The 23,682-nt window shown below is 66.2% G+C and carries 20 protein-coding genes and 2 pseudogenes; 12 read left to right on the forward strand and 10 right to left on the reverse strand.

Going from position 1 to position 23,682, the window contains the following annotated elements:
- Positions 1-39: 39 nt before the first annotated feature.
- On the reverse strand, positions 40-333 hold the full coding sequence (locus tag ABFX29_RS04545) for a MoaD/ThiS family protein (RefSeq protein ID WP_246167198.1): 294 nt from the start codon (positions 331-333) through the stop codon (positions 40-42).
- The gene (locus tag ABFX29_RS04550) at positions 330-1,433 is read right to left on the reverse strand and encodes a WD40/YVTN/BNR-like repeat-containing protein (RefSeq protein ID WP_152225236.1); all 1,104 of its coding nucleotides are present in this window, start codon (positions 1,431-1,433) and stop codon (positions 330-332) included. The genes ABFX29_RS04545 and ABFX29_RS04550 overlap by 4 nt, the downstream gene beginning before the upstream one ends.
- Positions 1,434-1,578: 145 nt before the next feature.
- Here ABFX29_RS04550 and ABFX29_RS04555 point away from each other — a divergent pair, with 145 nt between their 5' ends.
- The 5 genes from ABFX29_RS04555 (at position 1,579) to ABFX29_RS04575 (ending at position 6,197) form a co-directional block, all read left to right on the forward strand.
- Positions 1,579-2,499 carry a DUF4031 domain-containing protein gene (locus tag ABFX29_RS04555; RefSeq protein WP_152225237.1) on the forward strand — a complete coding sequence of 307 codons (921 nt, stop codon included), beginning with the start codon at positions 1,579-1,581 and terminating at the stop codon, positions 2,497-2,499.
- Entirely contained in the window at positions 2,492-3,742 is a 1,251-nt protein-coding gene (locus ABFX29_RS04560; RefSeq protein WP_152225238.1) for an MFS transporter, read from the forward strand. The genes ABFX29_RS04555 and ABFX29_RS04560 overlap by 8 nt, the downstream gene beginning before the upstream one ends.
- The gene (locus tag ABFX29_RS04565) at positions 3,739-5,097 is read left to right on the forward strand and encodes an MATE family efflux transporter (RefSeq protein ID WP_152225239.1); all 1,359 of its coding nucleotides are present in this window, start codon (positions 3,739-3,741) and stop codon (positions 5,095-5,097) included. The genes ABFX29_RS04560 and ABFX29_RS04565 overlap by 4 nt, the downstream gene beginning before the upstream one ends.
- Positions 5,098-5,149: 52 nt before the next feature.
- The gene (locus tag ABFX29_RS04570) at positions 5,150-5,740 is read left to right on the forward strand and encodes a DUF308 domain-containing protein (protein WP_152225240.1); all 591 of its coding nucleotides are present in this window, start codon (positions 5,150-5,152) and stop codon (positions 5,738-5,740) included.
- Between the two features lie 64 nt (positions 5,741-5,804).
- Complete coding sequence (locus ABFX29_RS04575; RefSeq protein WP_211372319.1) at positions 5,805-6,197, forward strand: hypothetical protein; 393 nt, start codon at positions 5,805-5,807, stop codon at positions 6,195-6,197.
- Between the two features lie 27 nt (positions 6,198-6,224).
- On the opposite strand, the gene ABFX29_RS04580 is transcribed toward ABFX29_RS04575, so the two are convergent.
- The 3 genes from ABFX29_RS04580 to ABFX29_RS04590 form a co-directional block, all read right to left on the reverse strand.
- On the reverse strand, positions 6,225-6,620 hold the full coding sequence (locus ABFX29_RS04580) for a hypothetical protein (protein ID WP_152225241.1): 396 nt from the start codon (positions 6,618-6,620) through the stop codon (positions 6,225-6,227).
- A 185-nt stretch (positions 6,621-6,805) separates the two neighbouring features.
- Positions 6,806-9,349, reverse strand: a complete 2,544-nt coding sequence (locus tag ABFX29_RS04585; RefSeq protein ID WP_152225242.1) for a S1 family peptidase — start codon at positions 9,347-9,349, stop codon at positions 6,806-6,808.
- 161 nt (positions 9,350-9,510) lie between these two features.
- Positions 9,511-10,080 (reverse strand): CGNR zinc finger domain-containing protein, encoded by a 570-nt coding sequence (locus tag ABFX29_RS04590; protein ID WP_152225243.1) that lies wholly within the window; start codon positions 10,078-10,080, stop codon positions 9,511-9,513.
- A gap of 99 nt (positions 10,081-10,179) precedes the next feature.
- Here ABFX29_RS04590 and ABFX29_RS04595 point away from each other — a divergent pair, with 99 nt between their 5' ends.
- Together ABFX29_RS04595 and ABFX29_RS04600 are read left to right on the forward strand one after the other, a co-directional pair.
- Positions 10,180-11,241, forward strand: coding sequence for an EamA family transporter (locus tag ABFX29_RS04595; protein ID WP_152225244.1), 1,062 nt, complete (start codon positions 10,180-10,182; stop codon positions 11,239-11,241).
- A 94-nt stretch (positions 11,242-11,335) separates the two neighbouring features.
- Complete coding sequence (locus tag ABFX29_RS04600) at positions 11,336-12,265, forward strand: cytochrome b/b6 domain-containing protein (RefSeq protein WP_152225245.1); 930 nt, start codon at positions 11,336-11,338, stop codon at positions 12,263-12,265.
- 28 nt (positions 12,266-12,293) lie between these two features.
- Here ABFX29_RS04600 and ABFX29_RS04605 read toward each other — a convergent pair whose 3' ends face one another.
- A complete protein-coding gene (locus tag ABFX29_RS04605; RefSeq protein ID WP_152225246.1) occupies positions 12,294-13,838 on the reverse strand; it encodes a long-chain-fatty-acid--CoA ligase in 1,545 nt (514 codons plus the stop codon).
- Positions 13,839-13,972: 134 nt separating this feature from the next.
- Here ABFX29_RS04605 and aztD point away from each other — a divergent pair, with 134 nt between their 5' ends.
- Together aztD and ABFX29_RS04615 are read left to right on the forward strand one after the other, a co-directional pair.
- Positions 13,973-15,199: a zinc metallochaperone AztD gene (gene aztD, locus ABFX29_RS04610; protein WP_152225248.1), complete on the forward strand. Its 1,227-nt coding sequence runs from the start codon at positions 13,973-13,975 to the stop codon at positions 15,197-15,199.
- A gap of 106 nt (positions 15,200-15,305) precedes the next feature.
- On the forward strand, positions 15,306-15,938 hold the full coding sequence (locus ABFX29_RS04615) for a ScbR family autoregulator-binding transcription factor (protein ID WP_152225250.1): 633 nt from the start codon (positions 15,306-15,308) through the stop codon (positions 15,936-15,938).
- A gap of 247 nt (positions 15,939-16,185) precedes the next feature.
- Here the strand turns inward: ABFX29_RS04615 and ABFX29_RS04620 are convergent.
- Positions 16,186-16,347 (reverse strand): annotated as a pseudogene (locus ABFX29_RS04620) (manganese catalase family protein); the annotation flags it as partial.
- A gap of 1,017 nt (positions 16,348-17,364) precedes the next feature.
- On the opposite strand from ABFX29_RS04620, the pseudogene ABFX29_RS04625 reads away from it, so the two are divergent.
- Positions 17,365-17,541, forward strand: a pseudogene (locus ABFX29_RS04625) (CinA family protein); the annotation flags it as partial.
- On the opposite strand, the gene ABFX29_RS04630 reads toward ABFX29_RS04625, so the two are convergent.
- Positions 17,538-19,187: a RecQ family ATP-dependent DNA helicase gene (locus tag ABFX29_RS04630; RefSeq protein ID WP_152225253.1), complete on the reverse strand. Its 1,650-nt coding sequence runs from the start codon at positions 19,185-19,187 to the stop codon at positions 17,538-17,540. The pseudogene ABFX29_RS04625 and the gene ABFX29_RS04630 sit on opposite strands and share 4 nt — an antisense overlap.
- 71 nt (positions 19,188-19,258) lie before the next feature.
- Entirely contained in the window at positions 19,259-20,143 is an 885-nt protein-coding gene (locus ABFX29_RS04635; RefSeq protein ID WP_152225255.1) for a dihydrodipicolinate synthase family protein, read from the reverse strand.
- A 64-nt stretch (positions 20,144-20,207) separates the two neighbouring features.
- Here ABFX29_RS04635 and ABFX29_RS04640 point away from each other — a divergent pair, with 64 nt between their 5' ends.
- Entirely contained in the window at positions 20,208-21,275 is a 1,068-nt protein-coding gene (locus ABFX29_RS04640) for a serine hydrolase domain-containing protein (RefSeq protein ID WP_152225258.1), read from the forward strand.
- 33 nt (positions 21,276-21,308) lie between these two features.
- Here ABFX29_RS04640 and ABFX29_RS04645 read toward each other — a convergent pair whose 3' ends face one another.
- Positions 21,309-21,821, reverse strand: a complete 513-nt coding sequence (locus ABFX29_RS04645) for a hypothetical protein (protein WP_152225260.1) — start codon at positions 21,819-21,821, stop codon at positions 21,309-21,311.
- A gap of 260 nt (positions 21,822-22,081) precedes the next feature.
- Between ABFX29_RS04645 and ABFX29_RS04650 the strand changes: the two genes are divergently transcribed.
- Positions 22,082-23,608: a SulP family inorganic anion transporter gene (locus tag ABFX29_RS04650; RefSeq protein ID WP_152225262.1), complete on the forward strand. Its 1,527-nt coding sequence runs from the start codon at positions 22,082-22,084 to the stop codon at positions 23,606-23,608.
- The last annotated feature ends 74 nt before the right edge of the window (positions 23,609-23,682 follow it).

Here is a 23,682-nt window from a genome sequence, read left to right on the forward strand (position 1 = left end):
TAACTCCCGAGAACATCCCACCTGCCGGCAGGAAGATCCTTAGCCGCCGGCGATGGACTGCAGGATCAGCACTTCGGCCCCGGGACTGACCTCGCTGTGCTGGCGGTCCAGCCCGCGGATGTCCTCGCCGTCCACATATATATTGACGAACCGCCGAACAGTTCCCCGCTCATCGCGGATACGCCGTTCCAGGATGGGGAAGCGGGAACCCAGTCCGTCCAGCAGTGTGCCCACCGTCAGGCCTGCCGTTCCGGGAACGCTGAGTTCCCGGGTTCCGCCTGCGGCAGCCGCCAGGACATCCGGAAGCAGGATCCGCACTTCGGTGCCGGTCACGGAGCTGAACTTCCGACGGCGGCGGCCCGGACGCAGAGGACATCCGGCAGATTGGACGTGACGAGGGCAAAGGTTCCGCCCTCATCGGCACTGGCATACACATCGCCGGCCCGGGTCCCGAAGTAGACTCCGGCTGGCTCAGCCGTGTCCACCGCTGCGGCATCGCGCAGGACTGCGTTGTATTCGGCCGTGGGCAGCCCGCTGTCCTGCCTGGTCCAGGATTGTCCGGCATCCGTGCTTCGGTAGACGGCCAGCTCGCCGCCGGGCGGAATGCGCTCGCCGTCGGCAACCAGCGGAATGGTCCAGAGGGTGCCGCCGGTGTGCGGATGCGCCAGCATCACGAATCCGAAGTCCGCCGGGAGGCCGCCGGCAATCGACACCCACGTGTCTCCGGCATCGTCACTGCGGTAGACCCCGTGGTGGTTTTGCGCGTACAGCCGGTTCGTATCTGCCGCGTCCCGCGCCACCTTGTGTACGCACTGGCCGAATTCCGGGTTCGGATCGGGCAGGAAATAGGCGGAAATCCCCTGGTTGCGGGCCGTCCAGGACGTTCCGCCGTCATCGGAGCGGTAGACCCCGCCGGAACTGATCGCCACATGCACGCTCTCGTCCGCCGGGCTCGGAAGCACCGTGTGTGCCGCCGCTCCGCCGTAACCCTCGCCCCACTCCGGACGGTGGGGATGGTTCCACAGTGCCTCATTCAGTTCGAAGCTGGTGCCGCCGTCGGTGGACTTCCAGACCGAGATCGGTTCACAGCCGGCCCAGATGACCCCCGGGCGTTCTGCCGAGTCCGGCTGCAACTGCCAGATGCGTCCCAGTGCCTCCCCGGTTTCGGGCGGAAACGCGATGGCCCCCGCCTCGGGCTCCGTCCAGCTTTCACCCAGGTCTTCAGAGATCACGACGGTGGGCCCCCAGTGCGGGGAGAGCAGCCCGGCCAGGATGCGCGGCGGCGAATGCCTGGTGTCCAGGGCGACGCTGGCTACCTCATTCATAAGGAAAAAGGGCCCGCTGAGCTTCCAGTCTGTACGGTCGCTGCTTTGGGCAAGCCACAGGCCCTTGCGGGTGCCAATGGCAAGGAGGGTGTCCCCGGTCTGCGTCATGGCAGATATTGGACCACCCGGAGGGCGGCTGGACAAGGGAGTTCCGAAGCCGGATGGCGCGCCGGTTAAGGGCCGGATGGAAAATGCGCAGCCGGTGGGCTAAGGATGGAGGAATGGTTCCTGCAAATTCCCTGGACGTGCGCGCTTGATCTACATCGATCCGCCGCTCTGGCCGGCTCACGGGACGTACTTCTCCCACCTGGTTTCCGACTCCTCGCTGGAAGAGCTTCACGCCTTCGCCGACGCAGCGGGGATTCCCCGCCGTGCCTTCGACCGGGACCACTACGACGTGCCGCAGCAGCGCCATGCGGACCTGGTGGCCGCCGGAGCCACCCCGGTTGACGGCGCCACCCTGGTCCGTGCGCTGATTGCCGGTGGACTGCGCATCCCGGCACGCGAACGGGCAGCATCGCTGGTGCATCCGCTGCGCAGGCGCTGGGACTCCCTTGTCCCCGGCGCGGAGGACCTGGGTGCCGAGCTGCTGAACCGCTGGGGTGAGCCCCACCGGCACTATCACGACCGGCGGCACCTTTTGCAGGTGCTCGAAGCGCTGCACCGGCTGGGTTGTTCAGACCGTCCGGTGCTCCTGGCCGCCTGGTTCCACGACGCCGTGTACGACGGCGTGCCGGGGGCTGATGAGGACGCCTCGGCAGTACTGGCCGAGGAGCTTCTGCCGCCCGCCGGGATCCCTGCAGCGGAGTCCGCCGAGGCCGCACGGCTGGTCCGCCTTACGGCGGCCCATGACCCCACACCGGATGACGAACGCGGGAAAATGCTTTGTGATGCGGACCTGGCAGTGCTGGGCAGGGCACCGGCGGACTATGACCGCTACGCGGCCGACGTCCGGCGGGAATACCGCCATGTGGAGGATCCTGCCTTCGCTGCCGGCCGGAGACGAGTGCTGGAAGCACTGCTCGCCCGGGAGGGCGGACTGTACCGAACCCGCCGCGCAGAAGATCTCTGGGGAACCGCAGCGCGGGCCAACCTGGCCCGTGAACTGGCTTCCCTGGCGCGGAGCAGCTCCCCAGCCGGGACCAGCAGCGAATCCGGTGCGGGCCGTGGCTGAAACTGCCGGTTTCGCCGGCCACACCCGGGGCAGCTCCGGATACCGCAGGGTGCTGGTGGGCCTGGCCGCCGCGGGAGTGGCAACCTTCGCGCAGCTCTACTCGGTGCAGGGCCTTTTGCCCCAGCTCGCCGCAGACTTTGACATCAGCGCAGCCACGGCGGCGCTCAGCGTATCGGCGGCAACACTGGGCCTGGCCGCCGCGGTCATCCCGTGGTCAGCTGCGGCGGACCGCTTTGGCCGCCTGCCGGTCATGCGCGCAGCGATCATCACAGCCGTTGTCCTTGGGCTGATGGTTCCGCTGTCCACTGACTTTTCCGTGCTGCTGGTCCTGAGGTTCGCGGAGGGTGCGGCGCTGGGAGGGATTCCTGCCGTAGCACTCGCCTACCTGAGCGAGGAGGTCAGTCCGGTCCACGCAGCAGTGGCCGCCGGAACATATGTTTCGGGAACCACTGTTGGAGGTCTTGCAGGACGCATCCTCGCTGCGCCTGTAGGAGAATATTCCTCCTGGCGCATAGGTGTGGCGGCGGTGAGCCTGCTCGCTGCTGCCGCCGCCGTCGTATTTATGCTCGCCGCGCCGCGGCAGCGCGGCTACGTTCCGCAGCGCAGGGCCCGCGGCGGGGGTTCGCTGGCTTTCCGCCTGGCCGTAAACCTCCGTTCGGGGCGCCAGCTGGTGCTGTACGCGCAGGCCTTCCTGCTCATGGGCGGGTTCGTGGCCGTATACAACTACCTGGGATTCCGGCTCGAGCTTGCTCCGTTCAATTTGCCCCAGTCCCTCGCCAGTTCCCTTTTCCTGGCCTATCTGGCCGGAACCTGGTCCTCGCGCTTCGCCGGCAAGGCGTCAGGACGGGTGGGCGGCGGACGCCGGACCGTGCTGCTGGCGTGCACGGCAGTAATGGCCGGCGGTCTGGTTCTGACCGTGCTGCAGTCCCTGGCGGCCGTGATTGCGGGCCTGGTGATCTTCACCGCCGGTTTCTTCGGAGCCCACGCGGTGGCCTCCGGCTGGGTGCCGGTCCTGGCATCGGACGGCCGGGCCCAGGCATCCTCCCTCTACAATCTCGCCTATTACACCGGTTCCAGCCTGGTGGGCTGGGCAGCGGGACTGTTCTTCCAGGGCGCAGGCTGGAACGGACTGGCCGCATTTGTGCTCGCCCTCATGGGTGTTGCCGCGGCCCTGGCAGCAACCCTGCCCAGAGAGCAGAAGCAGCCGGGAAGCGCCCGTGCCGGCCGTAGGCTTAAAACGTGAAAACCCGGACCCCTGCCTCGAACCGGACGCTCGGCCGGCAGATCCTTGCCCTGGCCCTCCCGGCTCTGGGCGCACTTATCGCCGAGCCGCTGTTCCTGCTCGCCGACGCCGCCATTGTTGGCCATCTTGGCGTCAACCAGCTCGCCGGCGTCGGGCTTGCTTCCACCGTGCTCCAGACCGCCGTCGGACTGATGGTTTTCCTGGCCTACTCGACCACCGGAACCGTGGCCCGGTTCCTCGGCGGGAACCGGCGCCGCGAGGCCATTGCCGCAGGCAGGGACGGTATCGCCTTGGCAGTCCTGCTGGGCGTGGCGCTCTCCACCGCCGGCATCCTGCTCGCACCCTGGCTGACCGGAGCACTCGGAGCGCAAGGGGAAGTACAGCAGTTCGCGGTGGACTACCTGCGCTGGTCGATGCCCGGCCTGACAGCGATGCTTGTCGTTCTGGCCGCCACCGGCGTCCTGCGCGGCCTTCAGGACACCAAGACGCCGCTGGTCGTTGCAGTTGCCGGGTTCAGCGTGAACATTGGACTGAATTTCCTGCTGGTCTACGGATTCGACCTGTCCGTCACCGGCGCTGCGCTGGGCACCAGCATCAGCCAGTGGGGCATGGCTGCGGCCTACCTCGTCATGGTGGCGCGGATGGCCCGGCGACAGGGCGTGTCCCTGCGGCCAACTGCTGCAGGCATCACCGCCGGCGTGCAGGTTGGTTCCTGGCTCATGCTGCGCACGGCGAGCCTGCGCATTGCGGTGCTTGCCGCCGTCGTGGTTGCCACCGCCCAGGGGCCGGTCTCCCTCGCTGCGCACCAGCTGGTCATGACGTTCTTCACTTTCCTTGCCTTCGCGCTGGATGCCCTGGCGATTGCAGCCCAGGCCATGATCGGCAAGGAACTGGGCGCCGGGAACCGGGCGGCGGCCAGGGAGCTGACCCGAAAGATGTCAGTGTGGGGAGTGGGTTTCGGCATCATCACCGGTGTGCTGCTGGCTGCAGCGGCACCGTTCGCCGGCTGGATTTTTACCACCGATCCCTCGGTGGTCCACGCTCTGACCGCAGGCCTGTGGGTGCTGGCTGCGGCGCAGCCTGTCTGCGGCCTGGTCTTCGTCCTGGACGGAGTTCTGATCGGAGCCGGAGATGCCAAATACCTGGCCGTGACCGGCGTGCTTAACCTGCTGGCCTACCTTCCACTGCTCTGGTGGGTCCATGTCTCGGGCCTGGAAGGGGGCTCGGGAATCGCCTGGCTGTGGGCGGCCTTTGGGCTGGGGTATATGACAGCGCGTGCGGTGACGCTTTACTGGCGGGCCCGCTCGGATGCCTGGATGGTGACCGGTGCGGCATCCGGCAAAACGAACGACTAAGCTAAGAACCGGCCGGACCGGCCGTCAAGCAACCTGAAAGCGGAGGCTCGCCGTGGGCGCACCCCACCCCAAAGCACCCTGGGTTCCGATTCTTCTCCGTTCCGCGATCGCCGCGGTCTACGGCGGAGTGACCATCTTCTGGCAGGAACCCACACTTTCCGTGCTCGCATTCGCGGGCGGACTGTACTTCGTCCTGACGGGCGTAAGCCTGTGGCGCATGTCCGCGCTGGCCCGTTCCTGCCAGGTCCCGCAGGTTCCGGGAGCCCTGCTGGTGTCGGCCGCGCTGTACACCGTGGCCGGCGTCGTTGTTGCGCTGGCCCAGTCCACAACCGTCTTTGCCTACGTGGGCGGAGCCGCCCTGCTGGTGGGCGGCCTCATTGAGTTCGCCTTCTGGTTCCGGGTCCGCAGGGACTTCACTCCCGCACGTGACTGGCTGATTACCGGTGCCGCCGCGATCGGCGCCGCAGCCCTGATGCCGGCGTTCCTGGCACTGGCGGAAAGCAGCCATGTACGTGCGCTGCTGGGCGTCAGCGGAGGTTCCGCCGTCATCATTGCCGTGGTTCTGGCGATCTCCGGCCTGGGGCTGCGCCATGACGCGAGCCTGGCACCGGAGAGCAGCGAAGCGTCGAAGGCCGTAAACTAGTACCATCCGCGGTCTTCTACCAAAGGTAGAAGACCGCCCAGCCGACAACGCAGGAGGACAAATAGTGGCGAAGAGCCAGCCCGGCGGGACGCAGAAACGGAACTCCGTGAAGGCCCCGCTGGTTTTCTCCGCAGTCCTGGCCGTCATTGCCGGCATCACCACCATGATCTTCGCCACCGGCGGAGCCACCAAGGAACTGCGCCTCGACCTTGGCCTGACGGCCGCCGGGATCGCATTCATCGCCTCCCTGCTGATTTCCTCGCTGCTCCTGATGACGGAGAAGCCGAACCCGGACCACCTCAGCGAAGGGTCCGGCGTCAACCGGACCTCCGCCAAGATCCCGGGCGGCGCCGGCAGCGTCGGTGCACCCGCCCCGCGCAATGACAAGGCGCCTGCTGAAGGCACCGCTTCTGCCGACCCGGAGCCCAAGAACGCAAAGGGCGGCAGCGAACAGTAGGCGGGAAGCTGGTTCGCAGACTGCGGTTCAGCTTTTCCGGCGCTTCCTGGGCCGGTTTCTTTTGGCCGGGACCGTTCCGGCGGCGGCCGGCTCGGGAGCCAACGGCCCGTTCAGCAGCTGGTCAAGACCCGTTTCCTCGGCCTGGTCCAGGTGCGATTCCGGCTCCGGTGAGTCATCCTGCTCTTCCAGCGGCCTGCTTTTGCGGCGGTGCAGCAGCAGGGCTGCGACTGCGGCGGCAGCGGCCACCGCGCTGGCAAGGGCCGCCAAGGCATTGAGGTACAGCCACAGGAACATCAGTACCGGAGGTACTGACGAGGGCAGCTGCAGCAGTCCAAGGGCTGAAAGCAGCCAGAAAAACGCACAGATTCCAAGGACGGCCCATGCCGTCCGTGCGGGCAGGGCAGAAAGCAGCTTTTGCTCCATAAATGGCTCCAGGAGGCTTGGGGTGCCGTACTGCTCGACCCGGCAAGTCTAATTTTCCCCACTGCGCGCCGGACCCCCCTGTGCCCGAAAGCGCCGGCTCGAAGCAAACATTTCCTGCCCCGCGCATACAAGGCCCCGGCGGTCCGGGGGCCTGCACCGATGCACAGGCCCCCGGGCCGCACTGTTTACCGGAGAGCCGCCGCTTCCCCGCGGGTACGCCGGCGGCTGAGGCCGATGCCGGCGGCACCACCCGCCAGCAGCACCCCGGCGGCGGAGAGCAACGCCGTGAGGGATCCTCCGTCAGCACCGGTTGAGGCCAGGCCGCCCGGAGTCCGGGTCACGGCTGCGGCTTGGAGAGCCGTCACCGAGAAGGTGGCTGAGGCCGGGGCCGAGCCCACGCCGTCGAGTTCCTGAACGGCTGTGACGGTGAACTCCCCGGGCACCCAGGCGCCTGCCTCCACGCTCCAGGTCCCGTCCGCGGCGACCACGGCGTTGAGGGGTTCACTGCCGGCACTGAGAGTAAGCACTGCTCCGGCAATTCCGGTGCCGGAGATGCTCCTGGGTGCAGAAGCCTCAGTAAAGACCTCACCGTTGCGCAGCGAGGTAATGGCCGGTGCGGGGTGCAGCACCGAGAAGGCTGCTGCGGCGGCGGGGGAAACCGTCTTTCCGCCCACGCCGTCCTGGGTTGCGGCCAGGACGTAGTAGCCGGGGGTAAGCGGTTCGTCCAGTGTTGCGGCGAATGTGCCTGAGCTGTCCGCCGTGACAGTCACTGCCGCGGGCACCGCCAGGGCGCGGGCGCCGTCCTCTGCCGGGGTTCGGGCAGTTCCCAGCGCAATCTCCACCGTGGCGCCGGGCTCGGCGAGCCCTTCAACGGTGCTCAGCGCGCCAACCGCTGAAGAACCGTCAACGGGAGAGAGCAGAACCGGAGCATCCAGGGCGGAGTGCGCGGTTACCAGGTTGTACACGGCAGTTTCTGACGTGTTGAAACCGTTGACGGCGGTCAGACTGAACCGGGCGGACTCGCCGTCCTGGACGGTCCGGGGAACCAGCATGGACCAGCTGCCGTCCGCTGCCACCGGGATCTCGCCGCCGACTCCGGCGACGGTGACCCGGACAACCGCACCGGCCGGGGCGGTCCCCGAGAGCACCTGGTCGGTGTACACGGTGTCACCGTCTTTCACGTTCAGCGCGGGCGCTTCCAGGTGCACAGCGACGGAATAGCCGGGAACGTAGGCCAGGGCGGTTGCCAGGTCTGCAGATCCAACCTTGTCGATCGCGCCGTCCTTGTCGGTGTCAAAGCCGGCGCTGACCAGGCCCAGGGCAGTGCTGCCGCTGATTACGGGTCCGCCGGAGTCGCCGGGAGCGCCCTGGAAGTCCGAGATGAACCCGGTCACCGCGCGGATATCCGCCGGGTCGGTTCCGTTGTTGTGGCCCGGGACGGTGAAGATGGCCAGTTCCTGGACGAAACCGCAGGTCCAGCCGGTGGTCAGCCCGGAGCGGCACACCGGCGCCCCCACGACGGGCGTGCCCACGCCGGTGATCCGGGTTGTGGTTTCGGACAGATCTTCACTGGCCCAGTGGGTCACCTCCGGCACCAGCTCGAGGTCCGGGTTGATTGAATCGATGACGGCCACGTCGGTGCCGAAGGTTGCCGGGTCCGGGTTGTCGGGATTGACTGTTGCGTTTCCCGGACCGCCGAAGACCGAAGCGCCGAAGGTTCCCAGGGCAGTAGTGACCGGATCCTGCTGGGTTTCCGGTGCCAGCAGCGTGTTTTGAACCGTTCCGTCGAGCGTGCAGTGGCCCGCGGTAATGACGGCCGGGTTTCCGGAGGGATCCCAGCCGTTGAAGCCGATGGAGCAGGCTGCATATCCGCCCCCGGCATCGCCGAGGAAGCCCTGCCCGCCGAATACCTCCTGGGCCAGCGGCGTTCCGGTGCCGGCAGCGTCCTGGATGGTGACGTTCGTGAAGCCCGCCGCGTAGTCAGCCGGGGACGGGGATGACGCGGTGGCCATGCGGGCATTGTTTGGTGTCCGGGACACTTCGGGATCGGCAACCCGGATCGTAAAGCCGTCAGCACCCAGCCCCACGGACTGCAGCCCCTGGACACCGAAGGCGGCGATGTAGTCACGGGCCAGTTCGGCGAGGTCGGATGCCGTGCGCTTGGGTTTTTCCGCTTCATCTGCCACAGGAACCTCTTCCGGAGTGGCGGGGGCCGGTTCCTGGTTCTCCTCCTCCAGGACCTGTTCGCCGGACTGTCCTTCGGTCTCCGGCGCGGCAGGCTCCGTCCCAGTGGCGACGGCGACGGCGTCCGTGGCAGGTGCCGGGTCCGCAACGGGCGCGTGAAGGGTGGCGCCCAGGGCATCGGCCTGCGCCTGCAGCGCGGCGCCGGTTCCGTAAACCAGGATTTCGCCGTCCCGAAGTTCGAGTCCGGAGAAGCCTTCCGTTGCCTGGAGAGCCGGCAGGGCCGCGGCAGCGCGCTGTCCGGCCTCTCCTGCGGCCTGGAATGCCTCCTCGGTGATGCCGAGATCCCGCAGCAGTGCTTCCGCCAGTCCCGGGGGAAGCACAGAATCGTAGGCGGCGGCCAGTTGTTCCGGCGCGGCGTCGGCGCTGACGTCCGAACCGGGTGCAGCCTGGGCCGGCACTCCTATTAGAAAACCTCCCGCGGCCAGTGCAGCGGCTGCTGCCATGGCCCGTGCCGGTGCGGGTGTGGCCCGCGTTGCTCTTTTCATCTTCCAAAACCCCCATTAGGCGCTGACCAGCCCCGGTTAGGCCGGGCACGCCACAGAGGTTTTGTGAACCGGAGCTTCGAGACTGGAAGTTGAGCCGGCCATGGGCGATGGCCGGTCTGCCGGAGGCTAACGGCCAGCAACCGGGAGGACAATTCGAAAGGCTACTTGTTTTTCTGCTCAGGTACGGGCCCCGCGGAGGCGAGCCTGCGCCGATACGCGCGGACGTGCTCCCGGTTGCCGCAGTTGCCGGTGTCGCAGTAGCGGCGGGACCGGTTGCGGGACAGATCGAGGACAGCGTTGCTGCAGTCCGGTGCCGCACAGGTTCTCAGTCTGGCCAGCTCGCCGGCCCGGACGACGTCGGCCAGCGCCATTGCTGCCTCAGTGGCCATCCTGTCCGCCAGCTCGGCTTCCGGTGGAGTGCAATGGAGGTGCCAGTCCCAGCCGTCATGCCGGACAAGTTGGGGGAGCGCTTTGGCCCCGAGGAGGAGGCGGTTGATTCCCTCCACCAGGTCTTCCTCGCCGGCAGTCCACATGGCTGCGAGATCCGTCCTCAGGCGGTGAACCGCTCGCAGCTCCGAAGGGGTGTGGCTGCGGGATCCGGAGAAACGTTCCTGGGCCAGGAAGCGGGTCAGCCCGGCGTCGTCTGCCAGTGGGTCGGGCTCCTGGGAGCCGGTGTTGACCAGCGCCGCAGCAGTGGCCAGCGCCAGTTCGGTGTCATAAGTGAAAACCATCTTGACTCCTGACATTGGCGACCTTAGTGTCACTAGCATAGGCCCTTATAGCTCGTGACATGCCAGCGGGGAGCGGGCCCGTCTCCTGAAAGGTCCACCATGGCAAAGCCCATCTCCGCAGTTGCTGCACGGACTCCGCGCATACGTTCCGCAGGGGCCTCGGGCCTGCTGATCGCACTGCTCTCATCTTCGGTCTTTGGCCTTTCGGGTTCATTCGCCAAATCCCTCATGGAGGCGGGCTGGACGCCTGCCACTGCAGTCGCCGTCAGGATGGGGGGAGCCGCAGCGGTCCTGCTCATCCCCGCCCTCATTGCGCTGCACGGGCGGTGGTACCAGGTAAGGCAGAACTGGAAGACCATCGGGCTCTTCGGCCTGGTGGGTGTGGCAGGTTGCCAGTTCTTCTACTTCAACGCCGTGGAGCGGCTCTCGGTGGGTGTGGCCCTGCTGCTGGAGTTCCTGGCTCCGGTGCTGATGGTGCTGTGGATCTGGCTGCGGACGCGGCGCCGTCCCGGGGCGGCCACCATTGCAGGTGCCGCCGCCGCAGTGGTGGGCCTGATCCTGGTGCTGGACCTTGGCGGCGACCTGCGTGTGGATCCCCTCGGGATCATGTGGGGCCTGGCTGCGGCTGTCTGCCTCGCCATGTACTTCTTCATTACGGCCAAGCAGAACGACACCCTTCCTCCGCTGGTCCTGACCACGGGAGGGCTGCTCGTGGGTGCAGCGACCATGGTCCTCCTGGGCCTCACCGGGCTGCTGCCCGTTGGATTCAGCACCGACGACGTCGAACTGGCCGGCTGGGTCACGCGGTGGTGGGTCCCGCTGGTGGGCCTGGTGCTGCTCTCCACCGTCCTGGCCTATGTCACCGGCATCATCGCGGCCCGGGCCCTTGGTCCGCGGGTGGCATCCTTCATCTCCCTGACCGAAGTCCTGTTTGCAGTGCTCTGGGCCTGGCTGCTGCTCGCGGAACTGCCGCGTGCCGTGCAGCTGGCAGGCGGCGCGCTGATCGTCGCAGGCCTTGTGCTGGTGCGTCTGGACCGGAAAACCGATCTGCCGGACGTATCCGGTGAAGCGGTTCCGGCTGAGTCCCCTGAACCGATTGCCGGCAGCCGGAATGACCAGCGGCTGATTCAGGGTAGGCTCACCGGCAGAGACAGGCACTAGGACAAAACGGGAGAGCCACAACGATGTACCCCTCCACTTCGCATCCTCTCAGGAGACCCTGCCGGACCGGCAGCGGAGCGGCGGAGGCAGCGAAATGAGCCGCAGCGCCGTTAAACCGGCGGTACGCTCCCGCTGGACGAAGCTGATATGGCTGATTCCGGCGTCGCTCGCCGCGCTTGCCTTGATAGTGCTGGCAGCCCGGTGGCTGCGCGAAACCCCCGGTGGCCAGGAGTTCCTCAGTATGTATCCCGGGCACACCGACCTGCCTGCCGGCGCTCCGGTAGGCCTGCCCGCCTGGGTGGGATGGCAGCACTTCCTGAATTCACTGCTCCTGCTGCTCATTGTCCGCTCGGGCTGGCTTATCCGTACCCGGCAGCGGCCGGTGGGATCGTGGACCCGCAACAACAAGGGGCTCATCCGCACCAGGAACCAGCCCAAGAGGATCAGCCTGGATCTGTGGTTCCACCTCAGCCTGGACGTGCTGTGGGTGCTCAACGGCCTTCTCTTCTACATCCTGCTCTTCGCGACCGGGCAGTGGATGCGGCTGGTTCCCACCAGCTGGGGCGTTTTTCCCAACGCGGCCTCCACGGCCCTTCAGTACGCCTCGCTGGACTGGCCCATGGAAAACGGCTGGGTGAACTACAACAGCCTGCAGGTCCTCTCCTACTTCTCCATCGTTTTCATCGCCGCTCCGCTGGCCATCCTCACCGGCCTGCGGATGTCTCCGTCGTGGCCCTCGAAGGCCAAGCGGCTAAACCGCGTTTTCCCCATCGAAACTGCCCGGGCCCTGCACTTCCCGGTGATGGTCTACTTCGTGCTGTTCATCATTGTCCACGTGACCCTTGTCCTGACTACGGGTGCACTGCGGAACCTGAACCATATGTACGCTGCCTCGGACGGCACCGGCTGGACCGGATTCTGGTTCTTTGCCGCGTCACTGGCTGTGATGGTGGCGGCCTGGGTGGCTGCCCGCCCCCTGTTCCTGCGGCCGGTGGCTGCGCTGACCGGCAAGGTTTCCCGGTAGGAAACCCTGCCGGCCAGCCCAGGGCGGGCTAGGCCTCTGCGGCCGTGGCCGGCACACCTGACTGCTCGTCGCGGATTTGGCGCTTGAGGATCTTGCCGGTGGGACCCTTGGGCAGCTCGTCGGTGAAGATCACCCGGCGCGGATACTTGTACGCAGCCAGCCGGTCCTTGGCGAACTGCTGGATCTCGGCAGCCAGGGCCTGCCGTCCATCATCCCCGGCGGGTACGGCATCGGGTTTCAGGCCGATGACTGCGGCCACTTCCTCGCCGTTGAGCTGGTCCGGAACACCAATGACGGCAGCCTCGGAGACTGCCGGGTGTTCATACAGCACTTCCTCGACCTCCCGCGGGTACACGTTGTAGCCGCCGCGCAGGATCATGTCCTTCTTGCGGTCCACTATGTAGATGTTTCCCTCGTCGTCGAAGCGGGCCAGGTCGCCGGTGCGGAACCAGCCGTCCGGGATTGCTGCTTCGGTCGCCTCCGGGTTGTTCCAGTACCCCTTCATCACGCCCAGGCCGCGGACGGAAAGCTCCCCGATCTCTCCGATCGGCACGTCGTGGCCCTCGCCGTCGAGCATTCGCACCTCCATGCCGTAGACGGGCTTGCCGATTGAGCCGGGCCGGCGGCCTCCGCCGGGGAGATTGAACGACACGATCGGGGAGGTTTCGGACAGGCCGTACCCCTCAAGCAGGTCGATGCCAAAAACCTCCTCGAACTCCCGCAGGACTTCAAGCGGCATGGGTGCCCCGCCCGTGATCGCACCCCGCAGCGATGATGTGTCTGTCTGCGCGAGGTCAGGGTGGCGCAGCATCGCGATGTACATGGCCGGCACGCCCTGGAAGATGGTCACCTTGTCCCGTCCGATGATCCTGAGCGCTTCACCGGCATCGAAACGCGCCAGCAGGCTGATCATGGCGCCGGTCAGCACTGCTGCGTTCAGCGCAGAGGTCTGGCCGAACACATGGAAAAAGGGCAGTCCGCCAAAGATCACGTCGTTTTCCTGCGTGTCCAGGAGGTTCCGTGCCACTTCGGCATTGCTGAGGAGGTTGTCATGGCTGAGGGCGGCACCCTTTGGCCGGCCCGTGGTTCCGGAGGTGTAGAGGATGACGGCGATGTCCCCGCCGTCCACTTCCGCTACCGAATCGTCCGCATCGCTGTCCGCCAGGAGCTGCCGGAAGCTGCCGGTATTGACGGGAATGACGTCGACGCCGCCGGCTTCCTGGGCGCCGGCTGTTGCTTCCGGGAGCATCAGTTCGAACGCAAACAACAGCCCGGCACCTGAATCCTGCAGGGTATGGGCCACTTCGCGGCTTTTCAGCAGCGGGTTCATGGGCACCACCACCGCCCCGTACCGCAGCACTCCGTAGTACACCGAGGCCATGGGCGGGATGTTCGGCATCATGAGGGCCACTCGGTCTCCGCGCTGCACCCCACGGGCGCGGAGCAGTCCCGCCACCTTTGCGCTCATCGCGTTCAGCATTGAATAGCTGATGACCGTGTCATTGATCCGCAGGGCAGGACGGTTGGGCACCCGCGCAGCGGTTTCGGTCAGGATTCCAGCGAGGTTGGGCATGGACGATCTCCTTTGATCGGGCCCGGGGCGAGCCGCAGTGCTGCGAGGCTACCAACCTGCCGCCGCCGGGGGAATGCCTGACGCACCATTCCGTAACTTAACGATAATGATTCTCATTAAGTTATGGTTTCTGTATGAAGACTTCGAGCCTCCCAGTTACCGCACTCACTCTTTCCGTCCTGCTGCTCTCGGCGTGTGCTTCACCGTCCGGTTCTCCGGCGGCCTCTCCTGATCCGGAACCCGATCCGCGGCCCGCCGTGCAGGAGCAGCCCTCTGCCTCGCCGCGCCTCGTCGTGACCCATGAGGGCGGGCTCACCGTGCTGGACACTGAATCCCTTGAATCCGTTGCCGAAATACCCCTTGAGGGATTCCTCCGCCTCTCAGATGCCGGAGACGGCCGCCACCTTGCCGTCTCGGCTGCCGGCGGTTTCCACCTGCTGGACACCGGAAGCTGGTCGGAAGCGCACGGGGACCATGCCCACCACTACACGGCGGAGCCGGCTCTGACCGGAGGGCTTCTGCAGGCGGACAAGCCGGGGCATGTTGTTGCGGGTGCCGGCCGCACGGCTTTCTTTGACGATGCCTCAGGAGAGGTGACCCTCGTTAACACCGGCCAGCTGGCTGGTTCCGTGCTCGACGCCGAGCAGATTCAGCTGCCGGCGGCGCACCACGGAGTGGCGGTTCCGCTTGGCGGGGACAGCTTGATTGTCTCCCGAGGCTCCGATGAGGGCCGGACGGGTGCGGCAGTGCTGGACAGGGACGGAGCGGAGATCCTGCGCAGTGATGAATGCCCTGGCCTCCATGGAGAGGCAGGGGCCGCCGGGGCCATAGTGTTCGGCTGTGACGACGGCATGCTGGTCTACCGGGAAGGGGCGTTCAGCAAGGTGGCGAGTCCGGACGGCTATGGCCGGATGGGGAACCAGGCGGGCTCACCGAAATCGCCGGTTATCCTGGCCGATTACAAGACGGATCCCGGTGCGGACCTTGAGCGTCCGGAAACGGTGGCACTCGTGGACACGGCTTCCGGCGGGCTCCGGCTGGTGGATCTGGGCACCAGTTACACATTCCGCTCGCTGGGGCGGGGTGACGCAGGAGAGGCTGTGGTGCTGGGAACGGATGGGGCACTGCATGTGATTGACCCAGGAAGCGGCGCCGTCGTTTCCAGGATCCAGGTTATTGACCCCTGGGAAGAACCCGTTGACTGGCAGGAGCCCCGTCCCGCCCTGCAGATGGCCGGCGGAACGGCGTATGTCACGGATCCGGTAGGCTCGCGGGTGCTGGCGGTGGATTTGGAGTCCGGGGCGGTGCTCCACAGTGCTGCCCTGCCTGCGGCGCCCAATGAGATCCTGGCCGCGCAGTAAGTTCAGCCGGGGCCGGCGAACCACCGTAACCCTTTTCCATCTCGATTGATTTGCATCTAACTTGGAGTGGGGGCACTGCCGAGCGGAGGACCGTACCATCAGAGATTTGCAGGACAGGGCGAAAGCCACGCGCGATGCCATCCTCGCCGGAGCGGCGTCTGTTTTTGAAGAGATGGGCTACGGCCGGGCCTCGCTGAGCCAGGTGGCGGAAAGGGCCGGGGTCACCAAAGGGGCCCTCTACTTCCACTTTCCGTCCAAAGAGGACCTGGCTAGGGCGGTTATTTCTGAACAGCACGGGTATATCACCGCGGACAACACTGCTGTGCTCAACCGGGGTCTGCCTCCGCTGGAATCCATGATCGTGCTGTGCCGGAGGTTCGCCTGGAATCTGCTGCAGGAGCCCATCGTCAGGGCGGGGACCCGGCTGACCCTGGAGGCATCAATTTTCCATGAGGATGTCCGCCAGCCGTACGACGACTGGGTGGATGTCATGGCGAGCCTTGCCTGCCAGGCACAGGAGCAGGGCCAAATTCGAAAAGAAGTGGATGGTCCAGCCTTTGGCCGCCTGGTCGTTTCCGCCCTGATAGGTGTGCAGATTACCTCGGCAGTGCTGACTGCCCGCGCGGACCTGTTGGAGCGGGTGGAGCAGATGTGGGCGCTGATGCTTCCCGGCGTCGTGGCTCCTTCACTGCTTGATAGAACAGGCGAACTGGCCCGGTATTCACTGGACAGGGATTAGTTACTGATGCAAAACCGGTCAACCGCCTTGTTTTAATCGGGTAAACAATTTAGGCTCATGGGCTGTGGGGGGTACTGGGAGAAAAAAGCCGGTTGTCCGCTGCCCGCCTATCGGGCACGCTGTGTGGACGCAGCGGGTTCTGAACCAGACCGGGGCGGGTATTGGCTTTCCGGTCTCGCAGTAGGGGAGGGCGGGTGGAGGCTTGGGCCGCCACCCGCCTGTACTGTCCTGGCCGCCGGGGCGGTGCTTACTCCTTCTTCAGTTTGTCCTGAACGGACCCGGCAATTTTCTCCACGGTGTTCGGCAGCTCGGTGGTGCCGTAGAACCGCGAATCCGGGTGGGTGGGCGGAGGCATCGGCGCCGAAGTGGTGGGCCCGTCGTGATACGTGAACTCCCCCTTCCCGTCCGGTTTCGTTGTGGGTATAGCCAAAGACAGGGCCCTGGTCAGCATAGAAGCCGCAGTCCGGTGCTGCGACTGCCGTGCCGAGGTCGCGGCAGGCTTCCAGCCAGCCCGAATGGGTACCGAAACGGTAGGGCAGCACTGAGAGGTCGAGGCTGGCCAGGTACTCCCAGAGCTGGTCATCCGGCAGGAAGTCATGGATGCGCACATCCAGCCCCCCGCCTGCCGACTCCTTTTCGAGGAATGCGGCCAGGGCGGCGTCGTACCGTGCGCCGCCGGGCTCCAGGACGTCGCAGTGGCCGTTGACCTGGACCACCATTCCGCCGTCCTCCCGTGCCACCTCCAGAAGTGTCTGGATGACCGGCAGCGGGTCCATGCTGGCGCGAAGGCTCTTGACGTGGACGCCGGCCCGGAAGGGAGCTCCGGCGGTACGCGGCCGGCTCGCGTAGTCCGCCATGGTGTCGAGTTCGACGACGTGCGGGTGGGGGATGACTTCGGCCCTCCGGTCCCAGCGGCGCTCGATTTCCGCTGCCGCGCCCTTCGTGAGGGTGATCAGGGCATCAGCGGCGGGGATGAGCACATCCAGGTGCGCGTCATGGGCAGCAGGGGATTGGTGGTGGGGATTGCGCAGGTCGTGAACGGTGTAGATCAGGGGTTTGCCGTGCCGGCGGAGTGCGGTGACGGCCTCCTGCAGGGCGGCCGGGTCCTGGGCATCGAAGCCGAAGTGAATGTGGAACACATCGAACGAGCCCGCGTTCGCGTCGATCCAGCCGGCGTTCAGCATGACCGGCGGCCACCACTTGCCCGTTGCCGGATTGTCCGGGGATTCCGGATCCGGGTCAGGGAGGCGGAGAACCTCGGGCAGCCCCGGAAGGTTTCCCTCCACCGGACCAAGGTGGTGGATGTAGACGTGTCCTGCGGGGACACTGGCGACCCGAATGCGGTTTTGCGGCGGCAATCTGGGACCCCTTTTTCGGTTGTGGCAGCGGCCCTGGGTGAGGGTGCTGCCGTGCGAGTGGGCCGGGTTCCTTGGAAGGACAGCCCGCAGGAACGGTGTTTATCGGATGGAGCCTGCACGGCGAAACAGGCTCCACCGGGTACTCCTTCGACGGGGATCCGGCGGAAGTGCTGAAGAAGACGGAGGCCGCGGCGCTGCAGAAACTGTACGACCTGGCCCGGAAGGTTACCGCTTCCCGAGACTAGGGCTCCTGCAGCAGTCCCTTTTCCAGCACCAGTTCCACGGAGAGTGTCTTATAGCCCGCGGATTCAAAGAGCACCGTGACGGTCTCGTCCTCATAGCTCATGACAGTCCCAAGCCCCCACTCGGAGTGGATGACTTCAGACTGCAGGGGGAACGGCTGGGCCGTGTCGGATTCCTTCGGTCCCAGCTCTTCGCCTTCTGCTTCCGCGCGCTCGCAGTTGTCGCAGTAGCCGCACATGTCCGGGGCGTCTTCACCGAAATAGTTCAGCAGGAAGCGGCGCCGGCATTCGGTGGTTTCGGCGTACTGCCGCATCATCTCCAGCCGTGATTCTTCAATGTTCCGGCGCTGTTCGGAGAACTCGAGGGCTGCCTTCACTGCGGTCTTGGCGCCCACGCCGCTCCTGGCGGAGTATCCGTCGTCGGCGGCGGTGACGGAACCGGACTGCTCCAGCAGCCCCAGGAGCGATGAGAAGCGGCGCGGGTTCAGGTCCAGCTCCTCCCTCAGGCCGGCCTGGGGTACCGGTTCAGTGTGTTTCTTGACCGCTTTGAACAGCTTCGCCAGTGCCTCCTCATCCGGTGCCTTGGCGGCAAAGAACCGCCGGATCCCCAAATCTTCGGGACGGTAGTGCAGGAAGATTTCAGTAGGTTCACCGTCGCGTCCCCCGCGGCCGATCTCCTGGTAGTAGCTGTCCACGGAATCCGGAATGTCCGCATGGACGACGAAGCGCACGTTGGGTTTGTCGATGCCCATGCCGAAGGCGGTAGTCGCCACCACGATGTCTACCTCATCCTGGAGGAACTCTTCGTGGATGCGGTGCCGGTCTTCGTGGCTGCGGCCCGCATGGTAGGCGTCCGCACGCAGTCCGGACTCCTGCAGTGCAGCAGCATACTCTTCGGTTTCCGCGCGGGTGGCTACGTAGACAAGGCCCGGAACGTCCAGCTTGCCCGCCTGTTCCAGCACCGCGCGCCGCTTGTCTTCGGCGTCCTCGTACCGGGCAGCCGCCAGATGGAGGTTGGGCCGGTCGAACCCCAGGGAGATCTCCCGCGGGCTGCGCATGCCCAGCTGCTCGGCAATTTCTGCGCGTACGGGCGGTGCGGCCGTGGCTGTCAGTGCCACTACGGGTTTGTCCAAGGCGCGGACCAGCTGGTCCAGCTGGAGGTAGTCGGGACGAAAGTCATGCCCCCAGGCGGAAACACAGTGCGCCTCGTCGATCACCAGGAGTGACACGTCCAGTGCCTGCAGCAGCTCCAGCACTTCCTCCCGCGCTGCCTGCTCCGGGCCGAGGAAAAGGAACTTCGCTTTTCCCGGCCCATCGTCCTTTCCGGCAGCAGCCCAGGCTTCATCCCAGTAACCCTGCGGCTGCGCGGAGTTCAGGACATAGGCGCGGGTGGCGCCGGCGGCTTCATTGATGGCCTCCGTCTGGTCGCGCTGAAGCGCAATCAGCGGCGAAATCACGACGGCGGTACCCGGCAGCGTCATGGCCGGCACCTGGTAGACGGCGGATTTTCCGGCGCCTGTGGGCATCACGCAGATGACGTCCTGCCCGTTGACAGCCGCTTCCATCGCCTCGAGCTGGCCAGGGCGGAAGTCCTCCCAGCCAAAGACCTCCGAAGCGGTGCGCTGCAGGTCGGCGCGGGACGGTGACATGGGCATTCCTCCTGGGGATTTCGCGGATTATCAGCTTACTGATGACCCCCTCCCCGTGTCGCATCGGAGGCCTACCCCAGGCCAAGCTCCTCAACGACGCCGGCAACCCGCAGGCGGTCCCGGGCACCGAGCCCCCGCACCGGCAGCGGCAGGCAGTTCCGCTGGACCAGGCCCAGCTCCTCAGCGACCGCGGCAATGACACGCACACTGCCGTGTTCGGCGAAGAGCTCCCAGAGCGGGGCAAGCCGCGCAGACTCTGCCGCTGCGTCGTCGTACCGCCCTTCGGTGACAGCCCGCACGATCCGAACCGCAGGCTCCGGCAGGGTGCCCGCCACCGCGGAGTACCAGGCATCGCAGCCGGCGTTCAGGCCGTCGCATGCGGCAGCATCACCGGAGATTCCAAGGGTCACATGTTCCGGAATGACCGCCCGGACTGCTTGGACTCGGGCAGCAGCCGCGGCGGGGGAAACCGGAGGAATCTTGATGGAGGCTATGCCGGGAAGCTCGGCGATCCTTCCGTAGAGCGCGGTGCTGAAGGTGAAATGGGTCGTGCCGGGGTTGTCGTAAACAATGACAGGTAAATCCGTGGCGTCGGTGACATCGCGGAAGAGGCCGTACACGTCCTCGTCCGTCAGCACCTGGTAGCTCACCGGGGCCAGCAGGATTCCGGCGGCGCCGGCCTCCTCCGCAGACCGGACATTCGCCAGGACCTCGGAAGTGCGCAGTGCGCCGACGCCGGCGATCAACGGCTTCGATCCCTTGTGAGCGGCAGCCAGCTGCACCACGCGCCCGCGTTCTTCCGGGCTCAGGTAGGCGTAGGAACCAGTGGAGCCCAGCACTGCGATCGAATCGACCTCCGACTCTGCCAGCCGGCTCACCAGGGCGGAGAAGGAAGCCTCATCCACGGCGTCGTTCTGCAGCGGGGTCAGTGGGAAAGCGCTCAGGCCGGTAAACAAAATGCGACTTCCTTCCGGTACCGGCAGCGAAGAGGCATCCTCCGCTGCACATTAGTATTCGGTTATGTTCCCAGACATCGACGCCGAAGCCGTGGACCGCATCCTTCATGACGCCGCCTCCCGTCATGAGTTCTCCGGAGCTGTCCAGCTGTCCCGCGGCGGCAGGGTCCTGCACGAAGGCGCCTACGGTGTGGCCTCCCGCCGCTGGAATGTGCCGGTCTCGACGGGCACGCGGTTCGACGTCGCTTCCATCACCAAGCTGTTCACCTCCGTCGCGGTGCTGCAGCAGGTGGACGCCGGGACACTGGCGCTGGACTCGCGGATTGGGCGGTTCGTTGAGCTGGAGGGAACCCGGATAGACCCGAGCGTTACTATTGGCCAGCTCCTGACCCACACCTCCGGCATCGGCGACGACGCCGACGAGGAAGCCGGCGAATCCTACGAAGACCTCTGGGTAGACAAGCCCACCTACTCGGTCACAACGACCGCGGACTTCCTGCCGCAGTTCGTGCACAAGGAGCCAAACTTCGCTCCGGGAACCGGTTGCCGCTACTGCAACTGCGGCTACATCCTCGCCGGTCTGGCGCTGGAAGCCGTTACCGGTACGAGCTACCGGGACTACGTCCGGGAACATGTCTTCGGTGCGGCGGGCATGCAGGACTCCGGGTTCTTTTCAATGCGCGACGCCGCCCCTCATGTCGCCGAGGGATGGGACCCTGTACAAGACGAGGCCGGGACAGTGATCTCCTGGCGGCAGAACATTTTCAGCTACCCGCCGATCGGATCGCCCGACGGGGGTGCGCACGCAACGGCGGCGGACCTTGTCCGGTTCCTCGACGCCGTCCGGGACGGAAAGCTGCTCTCCGCCGAATCCACTGCCGCGTTCCTGAGTCCGCAGGTCAAGCACTCGGACCTGGACGCCGGCGAGCTGCACTACGGCTACGGACTGGAGTTCCGGCTGGGTCCCACAGGCGAGGTCCGCTCGCTGTACAAGGACGGCATCAACGCCGGGGTCAGCGCGTTCCTGGGGCATTACCCGCCGGCGGATGTGACCCTCGCATTGGTATCCAACTCGGAGGACGGGGCGTGGGTGCCGCTGAAGGACATCACTGCCCTGCTGCAGGCTGGCTGACTTCGGCGTCGATTCCAACGGATGGATCCAGGGCTAAAAATGCTCGGTCTCGCTCTGGATACCGGAGACCCGGTCCGCGGGGATCCAGCCAAAAACACTCTGGTGTGAGAGCGGTTCGCTGGCATAGATCGGGGAAAAGTCCCAATAAGCGATGACCCGGCGCTGATCCGACTCGTCCCAGTGGTTCGACTGGATGACAGCCAGCCTCCCTTCCGCGTCTTCAGCGAGTATTTCCACCTTCCGGTTTCTGCCCAGGTCTCCTGTGGCGGTAACCCGGACGATGCCCGATACCTCAGCAACGGGAACACCGAGCACGTGCTCCACCGGGGTTGCAGCGAAGTTGTTGGGGTGGCGGCGGATGGTCTTCCACTCGGGCCCGGGGGCGTCATCAGACCGGCTGACCAGCACCAGCTCCCCCTCCTGGGACGGTCGGACACCCCTGAGCTCGTACTCCCGCCCCCGCCACATTCCAAAGGATGCGGTGAGCCTGGTTCCGTCAGCGCGCCATCTGCTGACGCCGGGTACAAATGAGTGTTCCTCGTTCAAGGTTCCTCCTTTCGTTTTTGGTGTGCCCAGTCTGCAGCATGCTCCGGCGTCCGCAGCGCCGTATAAACCTGCATGTCCCGCCGCTCTCCGCCGGCCAGGGGCTGCTCCCGGCGCATGCCGGACCCATTATTGCCGGACGCGCCCGCTGCCGCGGGGATTCGGGGCGGTGGCTGCGGCGGTAATCTGGAACCGGATCCGATGAACGGCCCCGGCAATCCGCCCCGGCCGCCGGATTTCCCCGCACTCGAAATGGAACCGCCTTGTCCCTTCCTGGTCCCGTCCCCGCACCGGGCGCAGTCCCCGCACCGGACACCGCCACTGCACCCCGGCAGACCGTCCTGCGCACCCTGCGCTCGCCGCGCCTGCTGAAGACAGAGATCCTGGCCGGACTCGTCGTCGCGCTGGCGCTCATCCCGGAGGCGATCGCGTTCTCGGTGATTGCCGGCGTTGATCCGCGCATGGGCCTGTTCGCCTCCTTCACCATGGCCGTCACCATTGCCTTCGTCGGCGGCCGGCCGGCGATGATTTCCGCGGCTACCGGCGCAGTCGCCCTGGTGATCGCGCCCGTGGTGGCCACCTACGGCGTGGAATACCTGGTGCCAACGGTGATCCTGGCCGGGGTCCTGCAGATCCTGCTGGCCGCAGCGGGCGTTGCGAAGCTGATGCGCTTCATTCCCCGTTCAGTGATGGTTGGCTTCGTCAACGCGCTCGCGATCCTGGTGTTTTCCTCCCAGCTTCCTGAACTCATCGGGGTGCCGTGGCTGGTGTACCCGGTTGTCGCCGTCGGGCTCCTGATTGTGTTCCTGCTGCCGCGGCTGACGACGGCGGTTCCCGCCCCGCTCGTGGCGATTGTCCTGCTCACGGTCGCGGCGGTTGCCGCCGGCTGGAACATTCCCACGGTGGGGGACAAAGGCGAGCTGCCGGAGTCCCTTCCGTCGCTGCTGTTCCCGGACGTGCCGCTGACCCTCGAAACCCTGGAGCGGATCCTGCCCTACGCCGTGGCCATGGCGTTCGTCGGACTGCTCGAATCCCTGCTGACCGCCAAACTGGTGGATGACATCACCGACACTCGCTCCTCCAAACCCCGCGAGGCGGCCGGCCAGGGCATCGCCAACATTGTCACCGGGTTCTTCGGCGGCATGGGCGGCTGCGCCGTCGTCGGCCAGACCATGATGAACGTGAAGGCTTCCGGCGCCCGCACCCGGATTTCCACGTTCCTGGCCGGAGTTTTCCTGCTGGTCCTGGTGGTGGTGCTTGGCGACGTGGTGGCCCTGATCCCCATGGCTGCGCTGGTCGCCGTAATGATTTTCGTGGCCTGGGCCGCGTTCGACTGGCACAGCATCCGCCCCTCCACCCTGCGCCGCATGCCCAAGTCGGAGACAGCAGTCATGCTGATTACCGTGCTGGCCACAGTGATCACGCACAACCTGGCGATCGGCGTCGGGGCCGGCGTGCTGACCGCCATGGTGCTGTTCGCCCGGCGGGTGGCCCACTTTGTGACCGTGCAGCGCACGCTGGCGGACGACGGCGGCGAGGTCACCTACCTGGTGCACGGTGAGCTGTTCTTCGCCTCCTCCAACGACCTCTACACGCAGTTCGAGTACGCCTCGGATCCCGGGCGGGTGGTGATCGATCTCAGCGGCTCGCACCTCTGGGATGCCTCGACGGTGGCGGCATTGGATTCGATCACCGAGAAGTACCGGTCCCGCGGAAAAACCGTTGAGGTCACCGGGCTGAACCAGGCGTCGGCCTCCATTCGGGACAGACTGACGGGGAACCTGCCCTAGCGGGGCCCGGAAGCACCATCGAGAGGCCAGTTACGGCTCTTTTGAGCGTCCATACGAGCCGTAACTGGCCTCTC

It is taken from the genome of Arthrobacter gandavensis (assembly GCF_039528575.1).
GTDB classification, from domain to species: Bacteria; Actinomycetota; Actinomycetes; order Actinomycetales; family Micrococcaceae; genus Arthrobacter_B; species Arthrobacter_B citreus_B.